Annotated in this window: 16 protein-coding genes; 9 read left to right on the forward strand and 7 right to left on the reverse strand. The window is 70.5% G+C overall.

Going from position 1 to position 18884, the window contains the following annotated elements:
- Positions 1 to 3 precede the first annotated feature (3 nt).
- Genes Ate02nite_RS29470 through Ate02nite_RS29480 form a run of 3 tightly spaced genes read left to right on the forward strand, consistent with a single transcriptional unit; the run spans position 4 to position 6814 of the window.
- On the forward strand, positions 4 to 2586 hold the full coding sequence (locus Ate02nite_RS29470) for a M4 family metallopeptidase (RefSeq protein ID WP_203811092.1): 2583 nt from the start codon (positions 4 to 6) through the stop codon (positions 2584 to 2586).
- Positions 2587 to 2591: 5 nt separating this feature from the next.
- Entirely contained in the window at positions 2592 to 6392 is a 3801-nt protein-coding gene (locus Ate02nite_RS29475) for an NIDO-like domain-containing protein (RefSeq protein WP_203811093.1), read from the forward strand.
- Positions 6389 to 6814, forward strand: a complete 426-nt coding sequence (locus Ate02nite_RS29480; RefSeq protein WP_203811094.1) for a hypothetical protein — start codon at positions 6389 to 6391, stop codon at positions 6812 to 6814. The genes Ate02nite_RS29475 and Ate02nite_RS29480 overlap by 4 nt, the downstream gene beginning before the upstream one ends.
- Before the next feature lie 217 nt (positions 6815 to 7031).
- Here the strand turns inward: Ate02nite_RS29480 and Ate02nite_RS29485 are convergent, their stop codons facing one another.
- Entirely contained in the window at positions 7032 to 7604 is a 573-nt protein-coding gene (locus Ate02nite_RS29485; protein ID WP_203811095.1) for an RDD family protein, read from the reverse strand.
- A gap of 108 nt (positions 7605 to 7712) precedes the next feature.
- Complete coding sequence (locus Ate02nite_RS29490; protein ID WP_203811096.1) at positions 7713 to 8702, reverse strand: helix-turn-helix domain-containing protein; 990 nt, start codon at positions 8700 to 8702, stop codon at positions 7713 to 7715.
- A 190-nt stretch (positions 8703 to 8892) separates the two neighbouring features.
- Here Ate02nite_RS29490 and Ate02nite_RS29495 point away from each other — a divergent pair, with 190 nt between their 5' ends.
- On the forward strand, positions 8893 to 11751 hold the full coding sequence (locus tag Ate02nite_RS29495) for a M4 family metallopeptidase (RefSeq protein ID WP_203811097.1): 2859 nt from the start codon (positions 8893 to 8895) through the stop codon (positions 11749 to 11751).
- 178 nt (positions 11752 to 11929) lie between these two features.
- On the opposite strand, the gene Ate02nite_RS29500 is transcribed toward Ate02nite_RS29495, so the two are convergent.
- The 3 genes from Ate02nite_RS29500 to Ate02nite_RS29510 all read right to left on the reverse strand — a co-directional run bounded on the left by Ate02nite_RS29500 (position 11930) and on the right by Ate02nite_RS29510 (position 14786).
- Positions 11930 to 13513, reverse strand: coding sequence for a phytoene desaturase family protein (locus Ate02nite_RS29500; RefSeq protein WP_438871267.1), 1584 nt, complete (start codon positions 13511 to 13513; stop codon positions 11930 to 11932).
- 5 nt (positions 13514 to 13518) lie between these two features.
- Positions 13519 to 13968 carry an SRPBCC family protein gene (locus Ate02nite_RS29505; RefSeq protein ID WP_203811099.1) on the reverse strand — a complete coding sequence of 150 codons (450 nt, stop codon included), beginning with the start codon at positions 13966 to 13968 and terminating at the stop codon, positions 13519 to 13521.
- A 101-nt stretch (positions 13969 to 14069) separates the two neighbouring features.
- A complete protein-coding gene (locus Ate02nite_RS29510; protein ID WP_203811100.1) occupies positions 14070 to 14786 on the reverse strand; it encodes a TetR/AcrR family transcriptional regulator in 717 nt (238 codons plus the stop codon).
- Between the two features lie 184 nt (positions 14787 to 14970).
- Between Ate02nite_RS29510 and Ate02nite_RS29515 the strand changes: the two genes are divergently transcribed.
- From Ate02nite_RS29515 to Ate02nite_RS29535, 5 genes are read left to right on the forward strand one after another with little or no spacing between them, the layout of a single operon-like run.
- Positions 14971 to 16020 (forward strand): YihY/virulence factor BrkB family protein, encoded by a 1050-nt coding sequence (locus Ate02nite_RS29515; protein ID WP_203811101.1) that lies wholly within the window; start codon positions 14971 to 14973, stop codon positions 16018 to 16020.
- Between the two features lie 17 nt (positions 16021 to 16037).
- Positions 16038 to 16457, forward strand: a complete 420-nt coding sequence (locus Ate02nite_RS29520) for a phage holin family protein (protein WP_203811102.1) — start codon at positions 16038 to 16040, stop codon at positions 16455 to 16457.
- Positions 16454 to 16789, forward strand: coding sequence for a DUF3618 domain-containing protein (locus Ate02nite_RS29525; protein ID WP_203811103.1), 336 nt, complete (start codon positions 16454 to 16456; stop codon positions 16787 to 16789). Before Ate02nite_RS29520 ends, Ate02nite_RS29525 begins: the two co-directional genes overlap by 4 nt.
- Entirely contained in the window at positions 16789 to 17061 is a 273-nt protein-coding gene (locus Ate02nite_RS29530; RefSeq protein ID WP_203811104.1) for a DUF4235 domain-containing protein, read from the forward strand. The genes Ate02nite_RS29525 and Ate02nite_RS29530 overlap by 1 nt, the downstream gene beginning before the upstream one ends.
- A 21-nt stretch (positions 17062 to 17082) precedes the next feature.
- Positions 17083 to 17370: a hypothetical protein gene (locus Ate02nite_RS29535; protein ID WP_203811105.1), complete on the forward strand. Its 288-nt coding sequence runs from the start codon at positions 17083 to 17085 to the stop codon at positions 17368 to 17370.
- Between the two features lie 69 nt (positions 17371 to 17439).
- Here the strand turns inward: Ate02nite_RS29535 and Ate02nite_RS29540 are convergent, their stop codons facing one another.
- A complete protein-coding gene (locus Ate02nite_RS29540; RefSeq protein WP_203811106.1) occupies positions 17440 to 18276 on the reverse strand; it encodes a hypothetical protein in 837 nt (278 codons plus the stop codon).
- 23 nt (positions 18277 to 18299) lie between these two features.
- Entirely contained in the window at positions 18300 to 18782 is a 483-nt protein-coding gene (locus tag Ate02nite_RS29545; protein ID WP_239147784.1) for a SigE family RNA polymerase sigma factor, read from the reverse strand.
- Between the last annotated feature and the right edge of the window lie 102 nt (positions 18783 to 18884).

Consider the following 18884-nt stretch of genomic DNA (forward strand, 5'->3'; position numbering starts at 1 on the left):
GTCATGTCGTTGCGATATGTGCTGCGTGCTGTCTGGACCGGGCTGGCGGCCGCTGCCTTCGCGGTCCTGATCTGTTGGTTTGTTCTGCTCGGGTTGGCCTCGGCCGGCGGGGACGCCGGCATGATCGCCGGGTTCCTCGGCACCGGGCCGGGCGGCCTGGCCGTGGCCGTCGCGGCCGCCACCGGCGCTCCGGTCGAGTGGGCCGGCGGCCGGCTCAACCCGATCCTGCTGCTTCTTGACGGCTCGCCGCTGGCGCTCATCGCGCTCGGGCCCGCTCTCAGCGCCGCCCGGCTGGGCCTGGCGGTCCGCCGGCGTGCGGCGTCCTTCGCGGTGGCGGCGGCCACCGGCTACGCCGCGGCGCTCGCCGCCTTCGTCGCCCTCGCCGGCGCTCTGCCGGCCGACCCGCTGTTCCGCGTTCACGCACCGGCCGGTTGGGTCGCGCTCACCGCGCTCGCCTGGTCCGCGGTCGCGCTGCTGGCGACCCGCGCGACCCGCGCGACCCGCGGCGTAGCCGTCACGGTCGCGCCCGGTGGGTGGCCTGCCCGCACCCGGCGGATGGCCACGGCCACCGCCCTGCTCCTGGTGGCGGCCGGCTTCACGGCCGCCCGGCCCGCTGTGGCCGGGCCTGGTGACGGGCGGGTGCGGCCGTTCGCCGGTGGCATGACGGCCGCGCCGGTCGGCTATCACCGGCCCGGTGTGGCGGCGGCCCTCGAGCAAGCCAGAGCCGAGCGCGGCGGCGTCGCCCTGGTCAGCAACGACCCGTGGCGGGGTACTCCGTCCATGGTGGGTATGAGCAGCCCGTTCGGCGGAGACGCGCGGGCCTGGCTGAAGCAGCATGCCGGCCTGTTCGGGATGGCTGACCCGGGTGCGCAGCTGCGGCCCCTGCGCGAGCAGCGCGACCCCACCGGCGAGCGGCACCTCTGGTTCGAGCAGCACATCGACGGCATCCCGGTGCTCGGGTCGCGGGTCGGTCTGCACCTCGACCGCACCGGGCGGACCGTCGAGTTCGTGACCAACGGCGCCGAGCCCGCGCTCGCCGTGCCGACCACCAAGGCCACGGTGGCCGACAGCGCCGCGCTGGCCACCGCCCGGCTGGCGCTGCCGGGCGGGCGGCTGGCCGAGCCGGTGCGGCTGGCCCTGCTGCCCGCGGACGCCGACCCGGGCCGGGCCAGCCCGACCGTGCTGGCCTGGCAGGTGTGGCTGGCCGATCCGGCGGCGGGAGTGTCCAACGTGTACTTCGTCGATGCCACCGGCGGCCGTCTGGTCTACGCGCTGCCCCGGGCGAGCGAGGCCAAGCACCGCTCGATCCGGGACGCCAACAAGCTGACCGAGCTGCCCATCCTCCCCAAGCGGGTGGAGGGTCAGGGCCCGTCCGACGTGGCCGACGTGAACGACGCCTACGACCGGCTGGGCCAGGTCTACGACTACTACTCGAACGTGCACAGCCGGGACAGCTACAACGGCACCGGCGGCGACCTGAACGCCGTCGTGCGGGTGCGGCAGAAGAAGGACGAGAAGTGGGTCAACGCCGCGTTCGTGCCCGGTGACATCGACACCATGATCTACGGCGAGGACATGGTGGTGCTGGACGTGACCGCGCACGAGCTCACCCACGGCGTCACGTTCTCCACCGCCGACCTCTGGTACATGTACCAGTCCGGCGCGCTCAACGAGAGCTTCTCCGACATCTTCGGTGAGGCCGTCGAGAACTACGTCCGGAAGTCCAACGACTGGCTGATGGGTGCGGAGATCCCGGGGATCGGCGCGATTCGCAGCATGGCCTTCCCGGAGATATTCGGCGACCCCGACAACTACCACAAGTTCAAGTCGGGCTGCGGCGACTGGGGTGGCGTGCACAGCAACAGCGGCATCCAGAACAAGATGTTCTATCTGCTGTCGACGAAGATCGGCATCGAGAAGGCCGCGAAGATCGCGTACCGGACGCTGACCACGTACCTGTCGCCGCGGGCCCGCTTCACCGACTCGCGGGTCGGCTTCATGGAGTCGGCCAACAAGCTGTACGGCAAGAGTTCGGCCGAGGCCAAGGAGGCCGAGGCGGCCTGGACCGCGGTCGGGGTGGACGGCGTGTTCGAGCAGCCCCGCCAGGACTGCCTGTGCATCGCCGACTCGTCGCTGTCCGGCGGCGGTCTCGACGGCCTCGACCCGCAGGGTCCGGGCGTCGACGCGGTGCTCGCCGCGGTGCTGCACGTGCGGGACCTGTTCTCGACCACCCGCACCCCGGCGCTGCGGCACTACGAGCGTGTCTACGCGCTCTCCGGCGAGCGGGCGGTGGAACTGATGGGCGCGGACCCGCAGCTCAAGAAGCAGACCGCGCACGCCGTGCAGACCCTCGAACCGATGTTCCGCACGGTCGGCACCACGGCCGGCGACAGCACGGTCATCACCGCCACCCAGCTCGGCGAGCTGCGTGACCTGCTGACGGCGTACGCGACCGCGGACCGCGCGGCCGGCGGTGGCGGGCTCGCCGACCGGATCGAGACCGAGCTGGCCTCGGCGTCGTTCGACGAGTTGGCCGGCAAGACCGTGAACCAGGCTCTCGCCTTCCTCGACACGCGGGTCGGGTGATCGCCGTGCGATCGGTGGTCGTCCTCCTGCTCATCCTCACCGGGGTCGCGGTGCCGGCGGCGGCAACTCAAGCCAAGGCAGTGGCCGAGGGCAAGCGCGCCGACGTTCTGGTCGAGCTGCGCGAGCACGCTGACCTCAGCGGCGCCCGGCAGCGTACGACGCACGGTGCGCGGGTCGCGTACGGCCAGAAGAGCCTGACCGAAACCGCGGCCCGGACCCAGCGCGGGGTGGTCGATGCCCTGCAGCGGCGCGGCGCCAAGTTCCGCTCGCTGTGGATCGTCAACGCCGTGGCCGTGACCGGCGCGGACGCGGCGCTCGTGGCCGAGCTGGCCGCCCGGCCCGAGGTGAAGTCGGTGCGCGCGGTCCGCACCTTCGCCGTGCCGAAGCCGACCCGGTCGGAAGCCGTCGCGGCCGCGGCGTCGGTGGAGTGGAACGTGGCCAGCATCGGCGCCGACCGGGTCTGGTCCGACTACGGCACCCGGGGCGAGGGCATCGTGGTGGCCAGCATCGACACCGGGGTGCAGTTCGACCACCCGGCGCTGGTCGAGCACTATCGCGGAAACCTCGGCGGCGGTGTTTTCCAACACCGATACAACTGGTTCGACCCGTACGGCCAATGCGGTCTTGATGTTGGTCCGTGCGACAGCAATGGGCACGGCACGCACACGATGGGCACGATGGTCGGCGACGACGGCGACGCCAACCACATCGGGGTCGCGCCGGGTGCCCGCTGGATGGCGGCTCGCGGGTGCGACGGAGGTGGCGGTTGCAGCACGCTCGGCCTGCTGCTGGCCGGGCAATGGCTGATGACGCCGCTCGACGAGGCCTACGGCAACCCGCGGCCCGACCTCGCGCCGCACGTCATCAACAACTCCTGGGGCTCGTCCGTCAGCGACCCGTTCTTCGCCGACATGGTGCACAACTGGATCGCGGTCGGCATCATGCCGGTCTTCTCGGCCGGCAACGACGGGCCGTACTGCGGCTCGGTCGGCTCGCCCGCCGATTACGCGGAGAGCTACACGGTGGGCGCCTACGGCAGCACCGGCGCCATCGCCTCGTTCTCCAGCCGCGGCGCCACCGGCGCCACCGTGACCAAACCCGATGTGGCCGCGCCCGGCGTCTCGATCCGGTCGTCCATCAACGGAAGCCGCTACGACGTCTACGACGGTACGTCGATGGCCGGCCCGCACGTGGCCGGCGCGGTGGCGCTGCTGTGGTCGGCCGCGCCGTCGCTGATCGGCAACATCGCCGCGACCCGGCAGCTGCTCGACGACTCCGCGGTCGACGTGGCCGACACGACCTGCGGCGGCAATGCCGACGACAACGCGGTCTGGGGCGAGGGCCGGATGGACGTGTACGCCGCGGTCGGCCGAGCCCCGCGCGGGGCGACCGGCACGCTCACCGGTGTGGTCCGCAGCGGCGGCACGGCGGCCGCCGGCGTCCGCGTGCACGTGGCCGGGAGCAACCGGATCGACCGGGTCGCCAATACCGACGCGACCGGCCGCTACACGATGGCCCTGCCGTCGGGCTCGTACCGGATCGACGTGTCCGGCTTCGGTTATCTGCCGGCTACTCCGCCCGACCTGACGATCGCCGCCGGGCAGACCACCACGGTCGACGTCACGCTGGCCGGGCTGGCCCGGCACACGCTGTCCGGCGTGGTCCGGGACACCGGCGGCGTACCGGCTCCGGGCATCTCGATGCGCCTGCTCGGCACTCCGCTGGCCGCGGTCGCGACCGGCGCCGACGGGCGGTACGTGATTTCCGGGGTGCCGGCCGGCTCTTACACGCTGACCTTCGGCGCGGGCCGGTGCCTCGCCGCCGGCACCCGGCTGGTCACGGTGGACGGGGACGAGACCGTGGACCTGAACCCGTCCGCCCGGCTCGACGCGGCCGGCTACCAGTGCCAGCGCTCCACGGCGGCGTACGTGGCCGGCTCGACCGTGCTGGCGCTCACCGGCGACGACGAGTCGCAGCAGGTCACGCTGCCGTTCGCGATGCCGTTCTACGGCGGCCGGTTCAGCACGGCCTGGGTCGCCACCAACGGGTTCCTCACCTTCGACCGCGGCCTGGACAACTCGATCAACCGCGAGGTGCCGAACGCCTCGCCACCCAACTCGGCGGTCTTCGCGCTCTGGGACGACCTGGTGGTGGACGCGTCGGCGAGCGTGCGCACGGCGACCCTCGGCACCGCGCCCAGTCGCCGGTTCGTGGTCGAGTGGCGCAACGTGACGTTCTACGACGACGGCAGCCAGCGGGCCACGTTCTCGGTGGAACTGCACGAGCAGGGCGGCATCACCGTGCATTACGGCGATCTGACCGGCCCGCTGGCCCGCGGCGCGGCCGCCTCGGTCGGCATCGAGAACGAGCAGGGCTCGATCGGCCTGGAGTACTCGCTCGACACCGAGACGCTCACGGCCGGGACCGCGGTGGAGTTCCACACGTCCGGCACGATCCGCGGCACGGTCACCAAGCCGGACGGCTCGGCCGCCGCGGGCGCCCGGGTGCAGGCGGTCCGCGGCGACGCCCTGCCGGTCACCACCACGGTGGCGGCCGACGGCACCTATTGGCTGCCGCTGCCGCTCGGCACCTACACGGTGGACATCTCGCTGGCCACCTTCGGCACCAACCGCGGCACCGTGGTGCTGGACACCGACGGCGAGACCGTAGTGCACGACGTGCGGCTGACCGCCAACGAGCGCACGGTCAGCGGCGTCGTCCGCGACGACCTCGGCAACCCGATCGAGGGCGCCCGGGTGCGGCTGGTGGTGCGCAGCCTGCCGAGCGAGGTGGTCCTGGCGCGCACCGGCGCCGACGGCCGGTTCCGCTTCGAGAAGATCCCGGAGACCGACCTCAACTCCCTGCTGTACGCCAATGTGACCGGTTGCATGAAGGACGGCCGGACCCTGCTCGAGCCGATCATCGGCGGCGACGTGACCGCAGACGTGATCGTCTATTCCCCGACCGGCGTGTACGAGGGCGCCGACGGCTTCGGCTACCAGTGCCGGGTCGCCACCGCACAGCCGGTCACGGCCGCGACGCCGCTGGCGGTCACCGCGACCTGGGACACCCCGCCGACCGCGGTGGCGCTGCCGTTCGCGTTCCCGTTCTACGGCAGCACCTACACCACCGCCTACGTGTCCGGCTACGGCTACGTGACGTTCGAGCCGCAGACCTACCAGTCGACCTCGAACGATTGCCTGGGCAACGGCTCGGCCGGGCTCTTCCCTTATTGGGAGACGCTGACCCTGGACGCGTCGTCGCAGGTGGTCACCGGGGTGACCGGCACGGCGCCGAACCGCCGGTTCACCATCTCCTGGCGGAACGTGCTGCTGCCCGATGGCACCGGCCGGGCCACCTTCGACGCGATCCTGGGCGAGGACGGCCGGGCCACCTTCGAATATCCCGTCCTGCCGGACAACGCGACCGCGCGGGGTGGCGGGGTGACGGTCGGCATCGCGGCGCCGGGCTACGGCGGCAGTTCGCTGGAATATCTCTGCCGGCAGGACAGGCTGCGGCCGGGCGGGGCGCTGGACTTCCTGGCGCCCGGCTACCTGACCGGCACGGTGACCGATCAGGGCACCGGCACGCCGGTGGCCGGCGCGACCGTGCAACTGATCCGGAACGAGCATCTCGACGGGTCGGCGACCACCGACACGGCCGGCCGGTTCACCGCCCGGGCACCGCTCGGTTCCTACACCGTGGACGTGACCCACGACGGCCACTTCCCCTGGTCCCGGTCGGCGGTGCCGCTGACCCGGTCCGACGTCAGCGTGCGGCAGGACGTCGCACTGATCGCCCGATGAGGCGCGCACGCCGGGCGCTCGCCGCGATCGCGGCGGCGATGCTGCTCGGCGTGCCCGGGTGCGCCGCCGGCGAGGCGTCGGTCGAGGCTCGGTTGGTCGACGGCGAGCTGCGGCTGACCTTCGACCCGTCGTGCCCGGTGGGGTTCCTGGGGATCAGGGACCGCAGCACCACGCTGTGGGAGATCCGCCGCAACAAGGACGCGACGACGCTGGACACGGTGACGGTCGGCGTCGTGCCGCCCGGCTACACCGAGGTCACCGACGCGCTGACCCGCGACCTGCCACCCGAGCTGACGCTGACCGTGAAGACCGACGGCTGGTTCGGCACCACGATCGACCTGACTGCACTGACCACCGACCCCCACCGGCTGGACCTGAGCCCGGTCATGAACGAGCTGACCCCGGCCGGCGACCTGTGCTGATCAGTCGGGAACCTTCCCGAGCTGCTCGGCCATGCGGGACGCGAGCTGGGCCCGCGAGCTGACGCCCAGCTTCGGGAAGATCTGCCGGTTTGCCGGGTCACCGGTTAAGTCATCGTGCGGAAGCTTCGCGGCTCCCAGCAATCGACATTCGGCTAAATAGCGAATGGTGCTCCGGTTCCCACCGAAGCACCATCCCGCTGCTACTTGCCGTTGCTGGTCAGCCGACCTTGAGGACCTGGGTGCCGCCGGCGAACTTGTCGAACCAGTGCTGACGCTGCGGGTCGCTGTTGATCTGGACGGCGATCAGGATCACCGCGGCCAGCGAGGCCAGTCCACCGATCAGGCTGCCGACGATCGGCACGATGCCGGCGATGCTGAAGCCCATGTAGATGTTGCGGCGAATGGCCTGCTCCATCGTCGGGTTGCCGACGTGGTCGGGGCCGACGACCTTGAGCTTCAGCGCCTGCTTGCCGATCGTCTGTCCGCGGGTGGACTCGAAGTACCCGAAGTAGGCGAGGTACAGCGCGGCGGTCAGCACCGCGGAGATGAACCCGCTGATGAACCAGGAGTTCGAGATGAACCCGATGATGATGTTGAGGATCACGCCCGCGACGCCGACGATGACGCCGTCGATCAGCCGCGCCAGGAACCGGTCGGTCAGGTTGCCGGGCTGGACCCCCGCACTTCCCGGCTGCGGTGCGTACCCGTACCCCGGCGGCGTGGAACCGTAGGGCGGCGGCGGTGTCGGTTCGTCGCCGGGCGGCGGCGGGTAGGACCCAGGGTTGCTCATATCGTGTCCCATTCAAGTAAGTACGGCCTAGTAGCCTCGCAGAAGCGCAAGCAGTGTAGCCACGTTCCGGCGTGCTGGAACCTCGTGCGACCGGTGGAGATTTCGCGGTTACCGAGGCTCGTCACTCAGCCACCCCCGCTTCGCCGCCAGCACGGCGATCTGGAAGCGGGTCCGGGCCCCGAGCACCGCACCCGCGTCGCTGATGTGCTGCTGCAGGGTTCGGCGGCTCACGTTGAGGATCCGGGCGATCGTCTCGTCCTTCATACCGACCGCCATCATGCGCAGAATCTCCCGTGTTCGCAGGTCCCGTCCCGAGGTCGGCAGATCGTGCCGTCTGGTCAGCGACACCGGCTCGGCGCGCTCCCACACGCTCTCGAACAGTGCGACGAGCGCCATCACCAGTGCGGGCGAGTGCACCACCAGCGAACCCGACGACGGGCGGTCGCCCCAGATCGGCAGCAGGGCCGCCGCCCGGTCGAAAATCACCAGCTTCACCGGGATCTGCGAAGTCAGGCGCAGTTTTCCGCCCTGCCCGGTCCCGCGCAGAGCCGTCATCAGGGACACGGCGTCGGTGAAGCCGTCCGTCTCGTACACCGATCGCATCTGCACGCCGGGCGTCACCCCGGCCGCCTGGGTCGACTCCGACGCCCCCGTCACGTACGGCGGCTTCGCCAGATGCAGCACCTCGGACGAACTTCCGGTCAGCAACTGGCGATAGCGGGCCGGCACCTCCTCCTCGCTCTTCAGCACCTCCACCACGTCGGTGGCGCGTGGCCCGGACACCGCTTCGTGCGCCTCGGAGAGCTGCTCCACGAGGTCCTCGACCCGGGCCAGCTCGGCCCGTCGCCGGGCCAGCAGGGCACCGAGCGACGGTCGCGGCGGCGCGGCCGTCCATCGCGGTGGCGCACCGCCGATCGGCGACGCCAGTGCCGAGTCGGCCAGGTGCCGCAGCGCGCGCTCCGCCTCGGAAGGTGACACCCCGACCGCGGACGCCGCCTCGTCGCGGTCCGCCGATCGCACCGCCACCAGGAACTCCAGCACCCGGCCGGCCAGTGGATCAAGACCGGTCGCCGACCACGGTACTTCCGTCTCGTCCATTCGTTTCCGTGTCCCCCCGACCGGATCATGCTCGGGCCGGATTAATCGGGGATTACGAATATGTAAGACCGTCCGACGTGGATCGGAGCCACGGCTGCGCATGTGTGCAAATGCGCAAGGTCGTCCTTGTGGCGGAAACCGGCTCCGAGGTGAGGTGGGCGAACGTTCACAACACCGCGGGAGCAACAAATTGCGTAGAGCCAAGGCACTACCCACGATCGCTGTGCTGGCGACGGCGGCCATCCTCGGCACCACCGCCCAGGCCGCGAACGCGGCGACTCCGGTCACCGCGCCACCGGCCACGGACACCCCGGCGCTCGTGGACGAGGTGGCCGACCCGGTCGACGCCACGGTCGCACCGGACAAGGCCGCCAAAGCTCACCTCGCGGGCCATCAGGACCGCTACAGGATCGGCGATCCGGCCGGCACGCTCACCACCGCGAGCGTCGAGACCGAAGGCGTACGGGAGACGGTCCGGCTGGACCAGAAGTACAAGGGCCTGCCGGTGTTCGGCGCCCAGTACGTGGTGCGTACGGAAAAGGCAGCCGGCAAGCGCACGGTGACCGGAACCTCCGGCAGCTATTTCACCAACCTGGACGTCGACACGACCGTGACCCCGATCCCCGCCACGGTCGCGGTGTCCCGGGCGGTCGACGAGGTGCGCAAGAGCCTGCACCCCGGCGCGGCGGTCGTGGCCTCGGCCACCCCGGCCAACCTCGTCGGCACCGACCAGGGACTCCTGGTGATGCCGACCGGCACCGGTGTGCTCGCGCGGCAGGTGCTCGTCCAGGGCACCGACGCCGTCACCGGTCAGCCGGTGCTCCGCGACGTGTACGTGGGCGCGACGAACGGGGTGCCGCTGCTCAGCGTCAGCCGGATCAAGTCGTTCGCCTCCGGCCAGCAGGCCGCCGCTCTGGCCGCCGACGGGACCGCCGCCGCACCGCAGGCCGGCACGAAGCACGCGGCGGGCACCGGGACGGCGGCGGTCGTCGGCCAGGGCACCACCCTGCACGGCGCCACCGTGTCGCTCCCGCTGGTCCGGTCCGACGCCGGCTCGTACCTGCTGCAGGATCAAACCCACAAGATCACCACCTGGGACGCCCGGGGCCGCGACTACTACGAACTGATGGGCGGCGCGTGGCCGGAGGGTCTGGCGCCGTTCGCCTCCGCCTCGACCGAACTCCCCGCCGACCTGACCGCCGCCGGTGCGGTGGACGCCGCCTGGGACGCCGGCCAGGTGTTCGAGTGGTACAAGTCGAAGCTCGCGCGCAACAGCCTGGACGACAAGGGCATGCCGATCGACTCGATCGTGGGCATCACCTACGGCGGCTATCCGTGGGTGAACGCGTACTGGGACGGCACCCGCATGGTGTACGGCAGCGGTGACGACGAATATCTGCCGCTGTCCGCGGACCCGGACGTCGTGGGCCACGAGATGACGCACGGCGTGGTGGAGCACACCGCGAACCTGGTCTACGCCGGGCAGTCGGGCGCGCTCAACGAAGCACTCGCCGACTACTTCGGCAACGCCATCGACGTCGACGCGTCCGGCACGTCGATGTCCGACCCGCAGGCCAGCCTGCTCGGCGGCGACCTCTGCCGCACGCTGGCCCCGGCCGACTGCGCCCTGCGCGACCTCGACGACGGCGCCACCACGGCGGACTTCCAGCACCTCATCGACACACCGTCGATGGACGACGGCGGCGTGCACCTCAATTCGACGATCGTGTCCGGTGCACTCTGGGACCTGCGGCAGAAGCTCGGCAAGACGGTCGCCGACCGGATCGTCTACCGCGCCCTCACCGACTACCTGACGCCGATGTCCGACTTCGTCGACGCGCGCGAAGCGGTGCTCGCCTCCGCCAAGTCGTTCCGGCTGAGCAGGAAAGACCTCGCGGTGGTGCGCACGGCGTTCGACTCGCGCGGGATCACCGCGAAGTGGAAGGCGACCCTGTACGGCAAGGGCACCCAGGTCCTGATCGACCGGCTCAACACCGGGATGTACGCCGACATGAAGGCGAGCACGGCCGGCGGCTGGTTCGCCGTACCGCGATCGGACGCGAACCGGACCGAGCCGACCTCGATCTGGGTGGGCCGCACCAACGGCAAGGGCGAGCCGTACCGGATCTCGCCCGACGACGGGAGCATCAACAGCTTCCCGCACACCGACGGCAAGCGGGTCGTGTGGTTGTCGATCGCGGTGAACCCCGACTCACCGACGTGGGAGACCAACCGCATCCTGTCGGCGCCGATCGGCGGCGGCCGCGTCAAGGAGCTCTACAGCTCCCCGGACCGCATCGACGGCCTCGGCTTCGACGGCGACCTCGTGGCGTGGAGCCAGCACGACGCAACCCAGGGATATCTCGACGTCGTGCGCTACCTGCGAGGCAGCTCGCCCACCGTGCACACCCTCACCCATCCGGACTGGTTCGGGCCGGCGACGGCGCCGACCGTCAAGGGCGGGCGGATCTCGTACGTCCGCTACGAGATCTTCCGGCAGCCCGACGCCAACGGCATCTACTGGTCGCTGGGCACCGAGGTCCACGACGTCGCGACCGGCCGGACGACCTACGCCGGCGGCGACTTCGGCGCCGAGCGGATGAGCTATCCCGACCTGTCCAACACCGCGGTCGCCTGGATGACCGACCGTGACTACGGCACGATCGTCAACGGCGAGTGGAGCCAGGGCGCGTACCACGACTCGGTGCGGCTCTTCGACTTCGCCACGGCCACCAGCCATCTGATGTTCGAGGAGAACTCCCCGGAGGCGATCCGCGCCGACACGGTCGCGCTGTCCGACACGACCCTCACGGTCACCGAGGAGGCGCCGATAGCGGCCTGGCTCGAGACGGGCGGCTACCCCGACAACTCCCTCAACCCGAAACTCAAGCAGTACACGCTCCAGGGTAGGTACATCGGCCCGGCGTCATGCAGCCCCGGCGCACAGATGTTCGCAACCGCGGGCGTAGGGCGCGAGGTGGTCTTCATGGACTCGTCAGCGTCCGGCTTCGGCCTGGCCTACGCAACGGGCGCCAAGGCCTGCAAGTAAGTCCCGCCGGCGCGCTGGGATCTCACCCCCGGAGATCCCAGCGCGCCTCCAAAAATCAAGATCCAAATCCCGTTACCGGTACGGGCGACACCGTCGACAACCGCAATTCCCCCCGACCGCCGAGCAGCGCGGCCACCGTGCATCACCGGCACGTGCCGCGTCTCTCGCGCAACGAGACTCACCGGTAGATCGCGCGGTTGGTGGCGGACACGGCCGCCCGATAGGCGCGGCCGCCGACGCCGCGGTCGCGGGCCAGGGCGGCGCGGGCCGCGTTGCTACCCGGTCCGCCGTGCACGCCGCCACCGGGGTGGGCCGACGAACTGGCCAGGTAGAGCCGGTCGACCGGGGTGTCGGGACGGCCCAGGCCGGGAATCGGGCGCAGGAACAGTTGCTGGAAGGCCGCCGAGGTGCCGCCGCCGATCGACCCGCCGGCCAGCGACGGGTTGGCCTGCTCGAAGTCGGCGGGCGACATCACGTTGCGCGCGACGACGGAGCGGCCGAACCCGGGGGCGTGCCGCTCCACTGTCGCTTCCATCCGGGCGACGTGCTCGTCGATCTCGCCGGCGCTCCACGACGCACGCCGCGGCAGGTGGGTGTAACACCACGCCGATTCCGTCCCGGCCGGCGATCGGGTCGGATCCGCGGTGGTCATCTGCCCGAGCAGCAGGAACGGTTGCGCCGGCACCTCGTCCAGCGCCAGGTGGCCGGCGTACCGGGTGAGGCCGTCGAGATCGGTGCCGAGATGTACGGTTCCGGCCCGGCCGACCGCCGGATCGGACCAGGGGATCTTGGAGCCGACCGCCCAGTCGATCTTCACGGTGGCGCCGTCCCACCGGAAGTGGTCGAGGTCCTCGACCAGCCGTGGTGGCAGCCAGCGATCGCCGACGAGATCCAGGAACAACGCCGGGGCGGGCACGTCGGCGAGCACGGCCCGCCGCGCCCGATGATCGTGGCCGTCGGCCGTGCGCACGCCCACCGCCCGGCCCCGGGCGATCAGAACCCGCTCGACCGGCACCCCGTAGGCCATCCGGCCGCCGCGCGCCTCGAGCCGGCGTACCAGCGCGTCGGTAAGACGCTGGGCCCCACCCCGCGGCACCGGCCAGCCGATCTGTTGCCCGAGCATGGCCAGCAGCCAGCCGTAGATCCCGCTGCCGGCCTGTTCCGGCGACAGGTCGGTGTGCAGGGCACAGCCGGCCATCGCCACCGAGGCACCCTCGCCGCGGAACCACTGCGCGCCGAGTTCGCGGGCCGGCAGCATGGCCAGCCGGGCCAGTCGTAACGCGCCGGCCGTACGCAGCCGCCGCAACAGCGCCAGCCCCGGCCGTACCGGCGGGAACGGGGTGAACAGCGACTCGATCAGCGGCCCGGAGATCGAGGTCCACTGCTCGTAGACGGCTTTCCAGCGATCGCCGTCCCCCGGCGCGAACTGTTCCATCGAGGCCATCGTCGTCGCCAGATCCCGGCTGACCATCGCCGCCCGGCCGTCCGGCAACAGGTGGGCGAACACCTCCGGGGCATGCACCCAGTCAAGATCAAGATCCAGTTTCTCGAGTACGGGCGACGCGTACCCCAAGGGATAGAAGGCACTGAAAAGGTCACTGAGGTAGCCGGGGGCGGTGAGGTTCCCGGACCGGACGGCACCGCCGGGCTGGGCCGTCGCCTCCAGAACGGTGACCGACCAGCCGGCGTCGGCCAGCAGGTTCGCGGCGACCAGCCCGTTGTGCCCGGCCCCGATGACGACGGCGTCCGACCCGGCCCGCAGCACGCTCACTGCGGCCGGGTTCCGGATCGTTCGGCGATGTCGGCCAGCCGGCTCAGGGCCTCGGTGTTGCGCCCGTGCAGGACAAGATCGTTGGCTTTGTTCCGGACCCACTGCAGCGGCCCGGCCCGGAAGTCCTCGTGCATGACGACGTGGGTGGTGTGTTCATCCACCGGTTCCAGATCGAAGTGCACGGTGGCTTCGCCCAGCGGCCAGAGGCCGGCGTGCAGGGTCAGCCGGCGGCCGGGCTCGACGGCAACCACGGTCGAGGTGTCCTTGAGCGAGAACGGCCACGGCCCGGCCTGGTGGTGAAGCTCGGAGCCGACCGCCGGCCAGCCGGCGTCCACGTCCCGGATATGCGCGGTACCCACCACCCAGTCACTGTAGGTCCACCCGTCCGCCAGCACCGCGAACACCCGCTCCGCAGACGCCCGCACCGTACGCTCCACTCTTGCCATAACGCCTGGTTACCCGCTCACGAGCGATTAATGCAGGCAGGCGCGTCAAACTCACAGCGCTGGGGAACGATTTCGGTCGGCGTTTAGGGCATAAACCGGGGCTATTTTTCTTCCGTCAGGCGGGGCGGCCGGCGGCGGCGCGGCAGGAGCAGGGCCACCCGGTCGAGGAGTGCTTCGAGGGCTTCTTCGAAGTCCTGGGCGGCGACGTCGACGGACAGGTGTGGCTCCAGGCGTTGCAGGAGCGGGTATTTGCTGAGGTCCTCGATCGGGGACACGTCGGGTTCCTCGACCGGGCCGACCTCCACCCCGTGCGAGGCCACCTCGAGCAGGAGGTGGCCGAGCAGGAAGCTGCTGAAGGCGCGGTAGACGGCGGCGGCGTTCTCGTCGGAGAACCCGGCACCGGTCATCACCTCGAGCATCGATTCGATCCAGCGCAGGCTGCGCAGCGGCGGGCGCACCCAGGGCGCGGCCGGCGGACGGGTGGCGACCAGGGGAAACACCTCGGGGTGGGCCAGGGCGATCCGGCGCAGGCCGTGGGCCAGGCGTTGCAGGTAGTCGACCCAGCCGCCCTGGGCTTCCAGGTGCACGTCGGGGTCGTTGAACAACTCGTCGACAACCGCGTCGACCACCCCGTCCAGCAGTGCTTCGCGGCCGGGCACGTACCGGTAGAGGGCCATGCCCTCGACGCCGAGGTAGGCGCCCAGCCGCTGCATGGTCAGCATGCGCAGGCCGTTCTCGTCGATGTATCGCACGGCGGCGCCGATGATCCGCCGCTGATCCAGTCCGCTGCGCGCCGGCGGAGTATCCGAATCTGTCATTACGCCTCCAGCCACCTGCTGGCCGTCACATACCTCGCAAGCCTCCCATAGATCTCGTTGCGTCGATCACCCGGTCGATATGAAACATATTCGCCTCCTCGTTTAGGGCATAAACAACGGGATTAGGAAATCGTTCCGCGGGGGAATTCGAACAACGGCACCCGGTCTACGCAGGAGGCGACACATGAGTTCCGACCGCAAACACGGCGGCGGCGAGGCCGTAGCCACCACGAGGACCGGCGAGGACAAGCCGTACGACCTGTCCGCGCCCTCGCCCGACGCCGGGCCGGACAGCCCGACGGAGTTGAAGGGCCGGGGGCTGCTCGCCGCGCTGAAGCGCACCTTCAAGCAGTTCTCCCAGGACAACGTCTCCGACTGGGCGGCTGCGCTGACCTACTACGGGGTGTTGTCGATCTTCCCCGGCCTGCTGGTCATCGTGTCCCTGCTCGGCATGCTCAGCAGCAACGGGCAGCAGACCGTCCAGAACGCCGTGCACGAACTGGCCCCGAACCCGGAACTGCAGAAGATCGTCGGCACCGTCCTGGACCAGGTGAAGGACCCCGGCGCGGCCGGCTTCGCGGCGATCGTCGGGATCCTGGTCGCGTTCTGGTCGGCTTCCGGCTACACCGCGGCGTTCATGCGCGCCTCCAACGCCGTCTACGACGTCCCGGAGGGCCGGCCGATCTGGAAGACCCTGCCCATCCGGGTCGGCGTCACCGCCGTGGTCGGCGTGATGCTCGTCCTCTCCGCCGCGATCGTCATCTTCACCGGCGACCTGGCCAAGATCGTCGGAGACAAGGTCGGCCTCGGCTCGGCGGCGGTGCTGACCTGGGACATCGCCAAGTGGCCGGTGCTGCTGATCCTGGTCAGCCTGATGTTCGCGATCCTCTACTGGGCGTCGCCCAACGCCAAGACCGGCGGGTTCCGCTGGGTCAGCCCGGGCGGCATCTTCGCGGTCCTGCTCTGGATCCTGGCCTCCGTCGCGTTCGCGATCTACCTGGCCAACTTCGCCAACTACAACAAGACGTACGGCGCGGTCGGTGGCGTCATCGCCTTCCTCGTCTGGCTGTGGATCACCAACATCGCCATCCTGCTCGGCGCCGAACTCGACGCCGAACTCGAACGTGGCCGCGCCATCGCCGCCGGCCACGACCCCGACGACGAGCCGTTCCTCGAGCTACGCGACGACCGCAAGATCAAAAAGGGTAGCGAGCAGGGACTGAGCACCAACTGACCCCCGAGGAGCAAACGATGTCCGAAAGATCATTCGGCGGTTCGCCGCCGTCCACCTCCGACCTGGTCAGCCAAGCCGCCGCGCAGATCTCGACACTGGTCCGCGACGAGCTGACCCTGGCGAAACTGGAGCTGACCGAGAAGGGCAAGCGGGCCGGAGTAGGCGGTGGCCTGTTCGGCGGCGCCGCGGCTCTCGGCCTGTACGGGCTGGGCCTGCTGCTGACCCTGGCCGTGGTGCTGCTCGACCTGGCCCTGCCGCTGTGGCTGTCGGTACTGATCGTCATGGTCGTCGTGTTCGCCGCCGCCGGCGTCGCCGCCCTGATCGGCAAACAGAAACTCGCCGCCGCCGTACCGCCGGTGCCCAGCGACGCCGTCGCCAGCACCCAGCAAGACGTGCAGACCGTCAAGAACGCCCTACGGGAAGGACGCTCGTCATGAGCGATTCACCAGCCTCCGCCGACCCGCAGCAGCTGCGCGCGGAGATCGAACAGACCCGCGCCGAGCTGGGCGACACGGTCCAGCAACTCGCCGCCAAAGCCGACGTGAGAACTCGCGCCAAGCAGGCCCTCGGCGACGCCACCGACCAGGTGAAACAGAAGCTGACCGACGCGAAGGACCAGGCGGCACAGGCCGCGACCACGGCGAAGCAACAACTTGCCAACTCCGACCTGCCCGCCCCGATCCGCCGGCCGCTGCCACTCGCCGCCATCGGCGCGGCCGCCGTCGCCGCCATCATCCTGCTCATCGTCGTCACCCGACGGAGGCGCTGATGAGCGGCAAAGCGATGAAGATCGCGTACAAGCCGGTCGGTTTGCTTCTCGGCGCGGCCGCCGGCGCCGTCTCCGGTCTGATCTTCAAACAGGTCTGGAAGGTCGCCGGCCACGACGACGACGCCCCGAACGCCACCGACGAGGACCGCGGCTGGACCGAGATCCTGATCGCCGCCGCCATCCAGGGCGCCATCTTCGCCGTCGTCAAGGCGGCGGTCGACCGGTCCGGCGCCGCCGGCGTCCGCAAAGCCACCGGCCAGTGGCCGGCCTAGAACCGCGCAAGGGAGAAAACCATGGCAATCATCAAATTCACTGCCGGGCTGGCCGTCGGATACGTGCTCGGCGCCCGCGCCGGCCGCGAGAGGTACGAGCAGATCGTCGCCGGCGCCCGTAAGGCCCAGAGCCACCCGGCGGTGACCCAGGCGCAGCAGAAGGTCCAGAGTTTGCTCGGCACCGCACCGGACACGTCGACGGCAACCGCCGATCCGGTGCCGGACGACACCGTAGAACTGGTTGCCGCCGGCAGTCCGACCCCCCGCCACTCGCGGCGCCCACCCAGGACCACACCGCCGGTTGCGTAACAAAGAGGCCCCGCGAAAGCGGGGCCTCTTCAGGCCATCCGCGCGGCTACCACCTACCCGCCGGACGGCTCAGGGCAGGATCTGGTCGCCGATCGCGGTGGCGACGGCTCCTATCTGGAGCAGGCTGAGTGGCGCCTCGGGCTGCGCCACCGAGTTGTCGGGGTCGGTGCCGGGCACGATGAACTCGTTGTCGACGAAGACCAGCAATGTGCGCTTGTCGGCCAGTTCGACGGTCGCCTCGTGGCCCACGAACCCGTGCAGGCTCGTCGTGGTCCGCACCCGCTGCCGCCGCCCGTCCGTGCCCTTGCTCTCGGTGCACTCCTCCGGCGAGGGGTAGCACTTGAAGTAGGTGTCCGGATTCAGGATCTTCGGGTCCGTCCCGCACTTGCTGAGGGTGCCGCCGTTGCACGGGTTGACCGCGATGACACTGAGCCGGATCGTGCCGCGCCGGCCGTCGAGGCTGATGCCCGTACCGCCGAAGAACATCTGGTCCTGCGTGCGCTGCACGCCGTCGCCGGTGATCAGCGGCGGCTGACCGTCCGGAGTGGAGTACGCGGGGTCGCCCTGAGCCAGCCATTTCGCGTCCGGCGCCGTCGCGCGGACCGCGTCGCCCATGGCCTTGCGCAGCGACGCGGCAGTGGCTGCCCTCGTCGCCCGGTTGGTGGCGACGAGCCGGAAGCCCGGAGCCGGAGCCGGAGCCGTGGCTTGGGCTGAAAAGGTCACCGGTGGGGCGGGCGCCGCCGGGCTGATCACCGCGAACGCGGTGGCCAGGACGGCAATCGCGGCGACCGGCACACCGACACGTACGAGAGTCCGCCGCCGCTTCTCACTCCGCACGATTCCCGCAACGTCGATCGTGCTGGGTGGAGCGTCCGCGGTCAGGTCCTCGAAGAGCTGCTGGGTCATGATGTCGTCCTTTCCGCGCGGACTCAGCCGCGCAGTGCCTGTTCGTTGACGCGCAGGGCCTGCAGCCCGCGCGCGGTCTGGCTCTTCACGGTGCCGACCGTGACCTGCAGGATCTCGGCGGTCTGCTCCGCGGAGTAGTCGAAGTAGAACCGCAGGATCAGTACGGCCCGCTGGCGTGGACCGAGCTCCCGCAGGAGCGCGGCCAGTGAGTCGCGGTCGGTGATCCGATGGCCCGGGTCTACCGGCTGGTCCGGCAGGTGCTCGGCCGAGCGTTCGCGGCGCCACGGCCGGCGGCGTTCACTGAGCCAGACGCGGGTGAGGATCCGCTGGGCGTACGCCTCGGGGTTGTCGGCCCCACGCACGTCGCGCCAGTGGCGATAGATCTTGGCGATCGCGATCGAGACGAGATCGTCGGCGGTGTGCCAGTCCTGGCACATGAGGTACGCCGAGCGACGCCATCGCTCCATCCGCTGCGCCACGAAATCGTGGAATTCCTGGTCATCCACCCGGTTCGAACCCGCCCTCCGGGAGTCGGCTGCGTGTTGACAGGCGTACGACGCAGCAGCTCGACCGGAGGGTTGCACGACACCTCTACACATCCCAAATAG

Origin of the sequence: Paractinoplanes tereljensis (assembly GCF_016862435.1) — a bacterium.
Taxonomy (GTDB): domain Bacteria; phylum Actinomycetota; class Actinomycetes; order Mycobacteriales; family Micromonosporaceae; genus Actinoplanes; species Actinoplanes tereljensis.

Coding starts and splice junctions, on each gene's coding strand:
- Ate02nite_RS29520 (WP_203811102.1), top strand. CDS start 16,038: ATGTCCGAAAGATCATTCGGCGGTTCGCCGCCGTCCACCTCCGACCTG.
- Ate02nite_RS29470 (WP_203811092.1), top strand. CDS start 4: ATGTCGTTGCGATATGTGCTGCGTGCTGTCTGGACCGGGCTGGCGGCC.
- Ate02nite_RS29485 (WP_203811095.1), bottom strand. CDS start 7,604: ATGAGCAACCCTGGGTCCTACCCGCCGCCGCCCGGCGACGAACCGACA.
- Ate02nite_RS29510 (WP_203811100.1), bottom strand. CDS start 14,786: ATGACAGATTCGGATACTCCGCCGGCGCGCAGCGGACTGGATCAGCGG.
- Ate02nite_RS29505 (WP_203811099.1), bottom strand. CDS start 13,968: ATGGCAAGAGTGGAGCGTACGGTGCGGGCGTCTGCGGAGCGGGTGTTC.
- Ate02nite_RS29535 (WP_203811105.1), top strand. CDS start 17,083: ATGGCAATCATCAAATTCACTGCCGGGCTGGCCGTCGGATACGTGCTC.
- Ate02nite_RS29515 (WP_203811101.1), top strand. CDS start 14,971: ATGAGTTCCGACCGCAAACACGGCGGCGGCGAGGCCGTAGCCACCACG.
- Ate02nite_RS29525 (WP_203811103.1), top strand. CDS start 16,454: ATGAGCGATTCACCAGCCTCCGCCGACCCGCAGCAGCTGCGCGCGGAG.
- Ate02nite_RS29530 (WP_203811104.1), top strand. CDS start 16,789: ATGAGCGGCAAAGCGATGAAGATCGCGTACAAGCCGGTCGGTTTGCTT.
- Ate02nite_RS29540 (WP_203811106.1), bottom strand. CDS start 18,276: ATGACCCAGCAGCTCTTCGAGGACCTGACCGCGGACGCTCCACCCAGC.
- Ate02nite_RS29490 (WP_203811096.1), bottom strand. CDS start 8,702: ATGGACGAGACGGAAGTACCGTGGTCGGCGACCGGTCTTGATCCACTG.
- Ate02nite_RS29480 (WP_203811094.1), top strand. CDS start 6,389: ATGAGGCGCGCACGCCGGGCGCTCGCCGCGATCGCGGCGGCGATGCTG.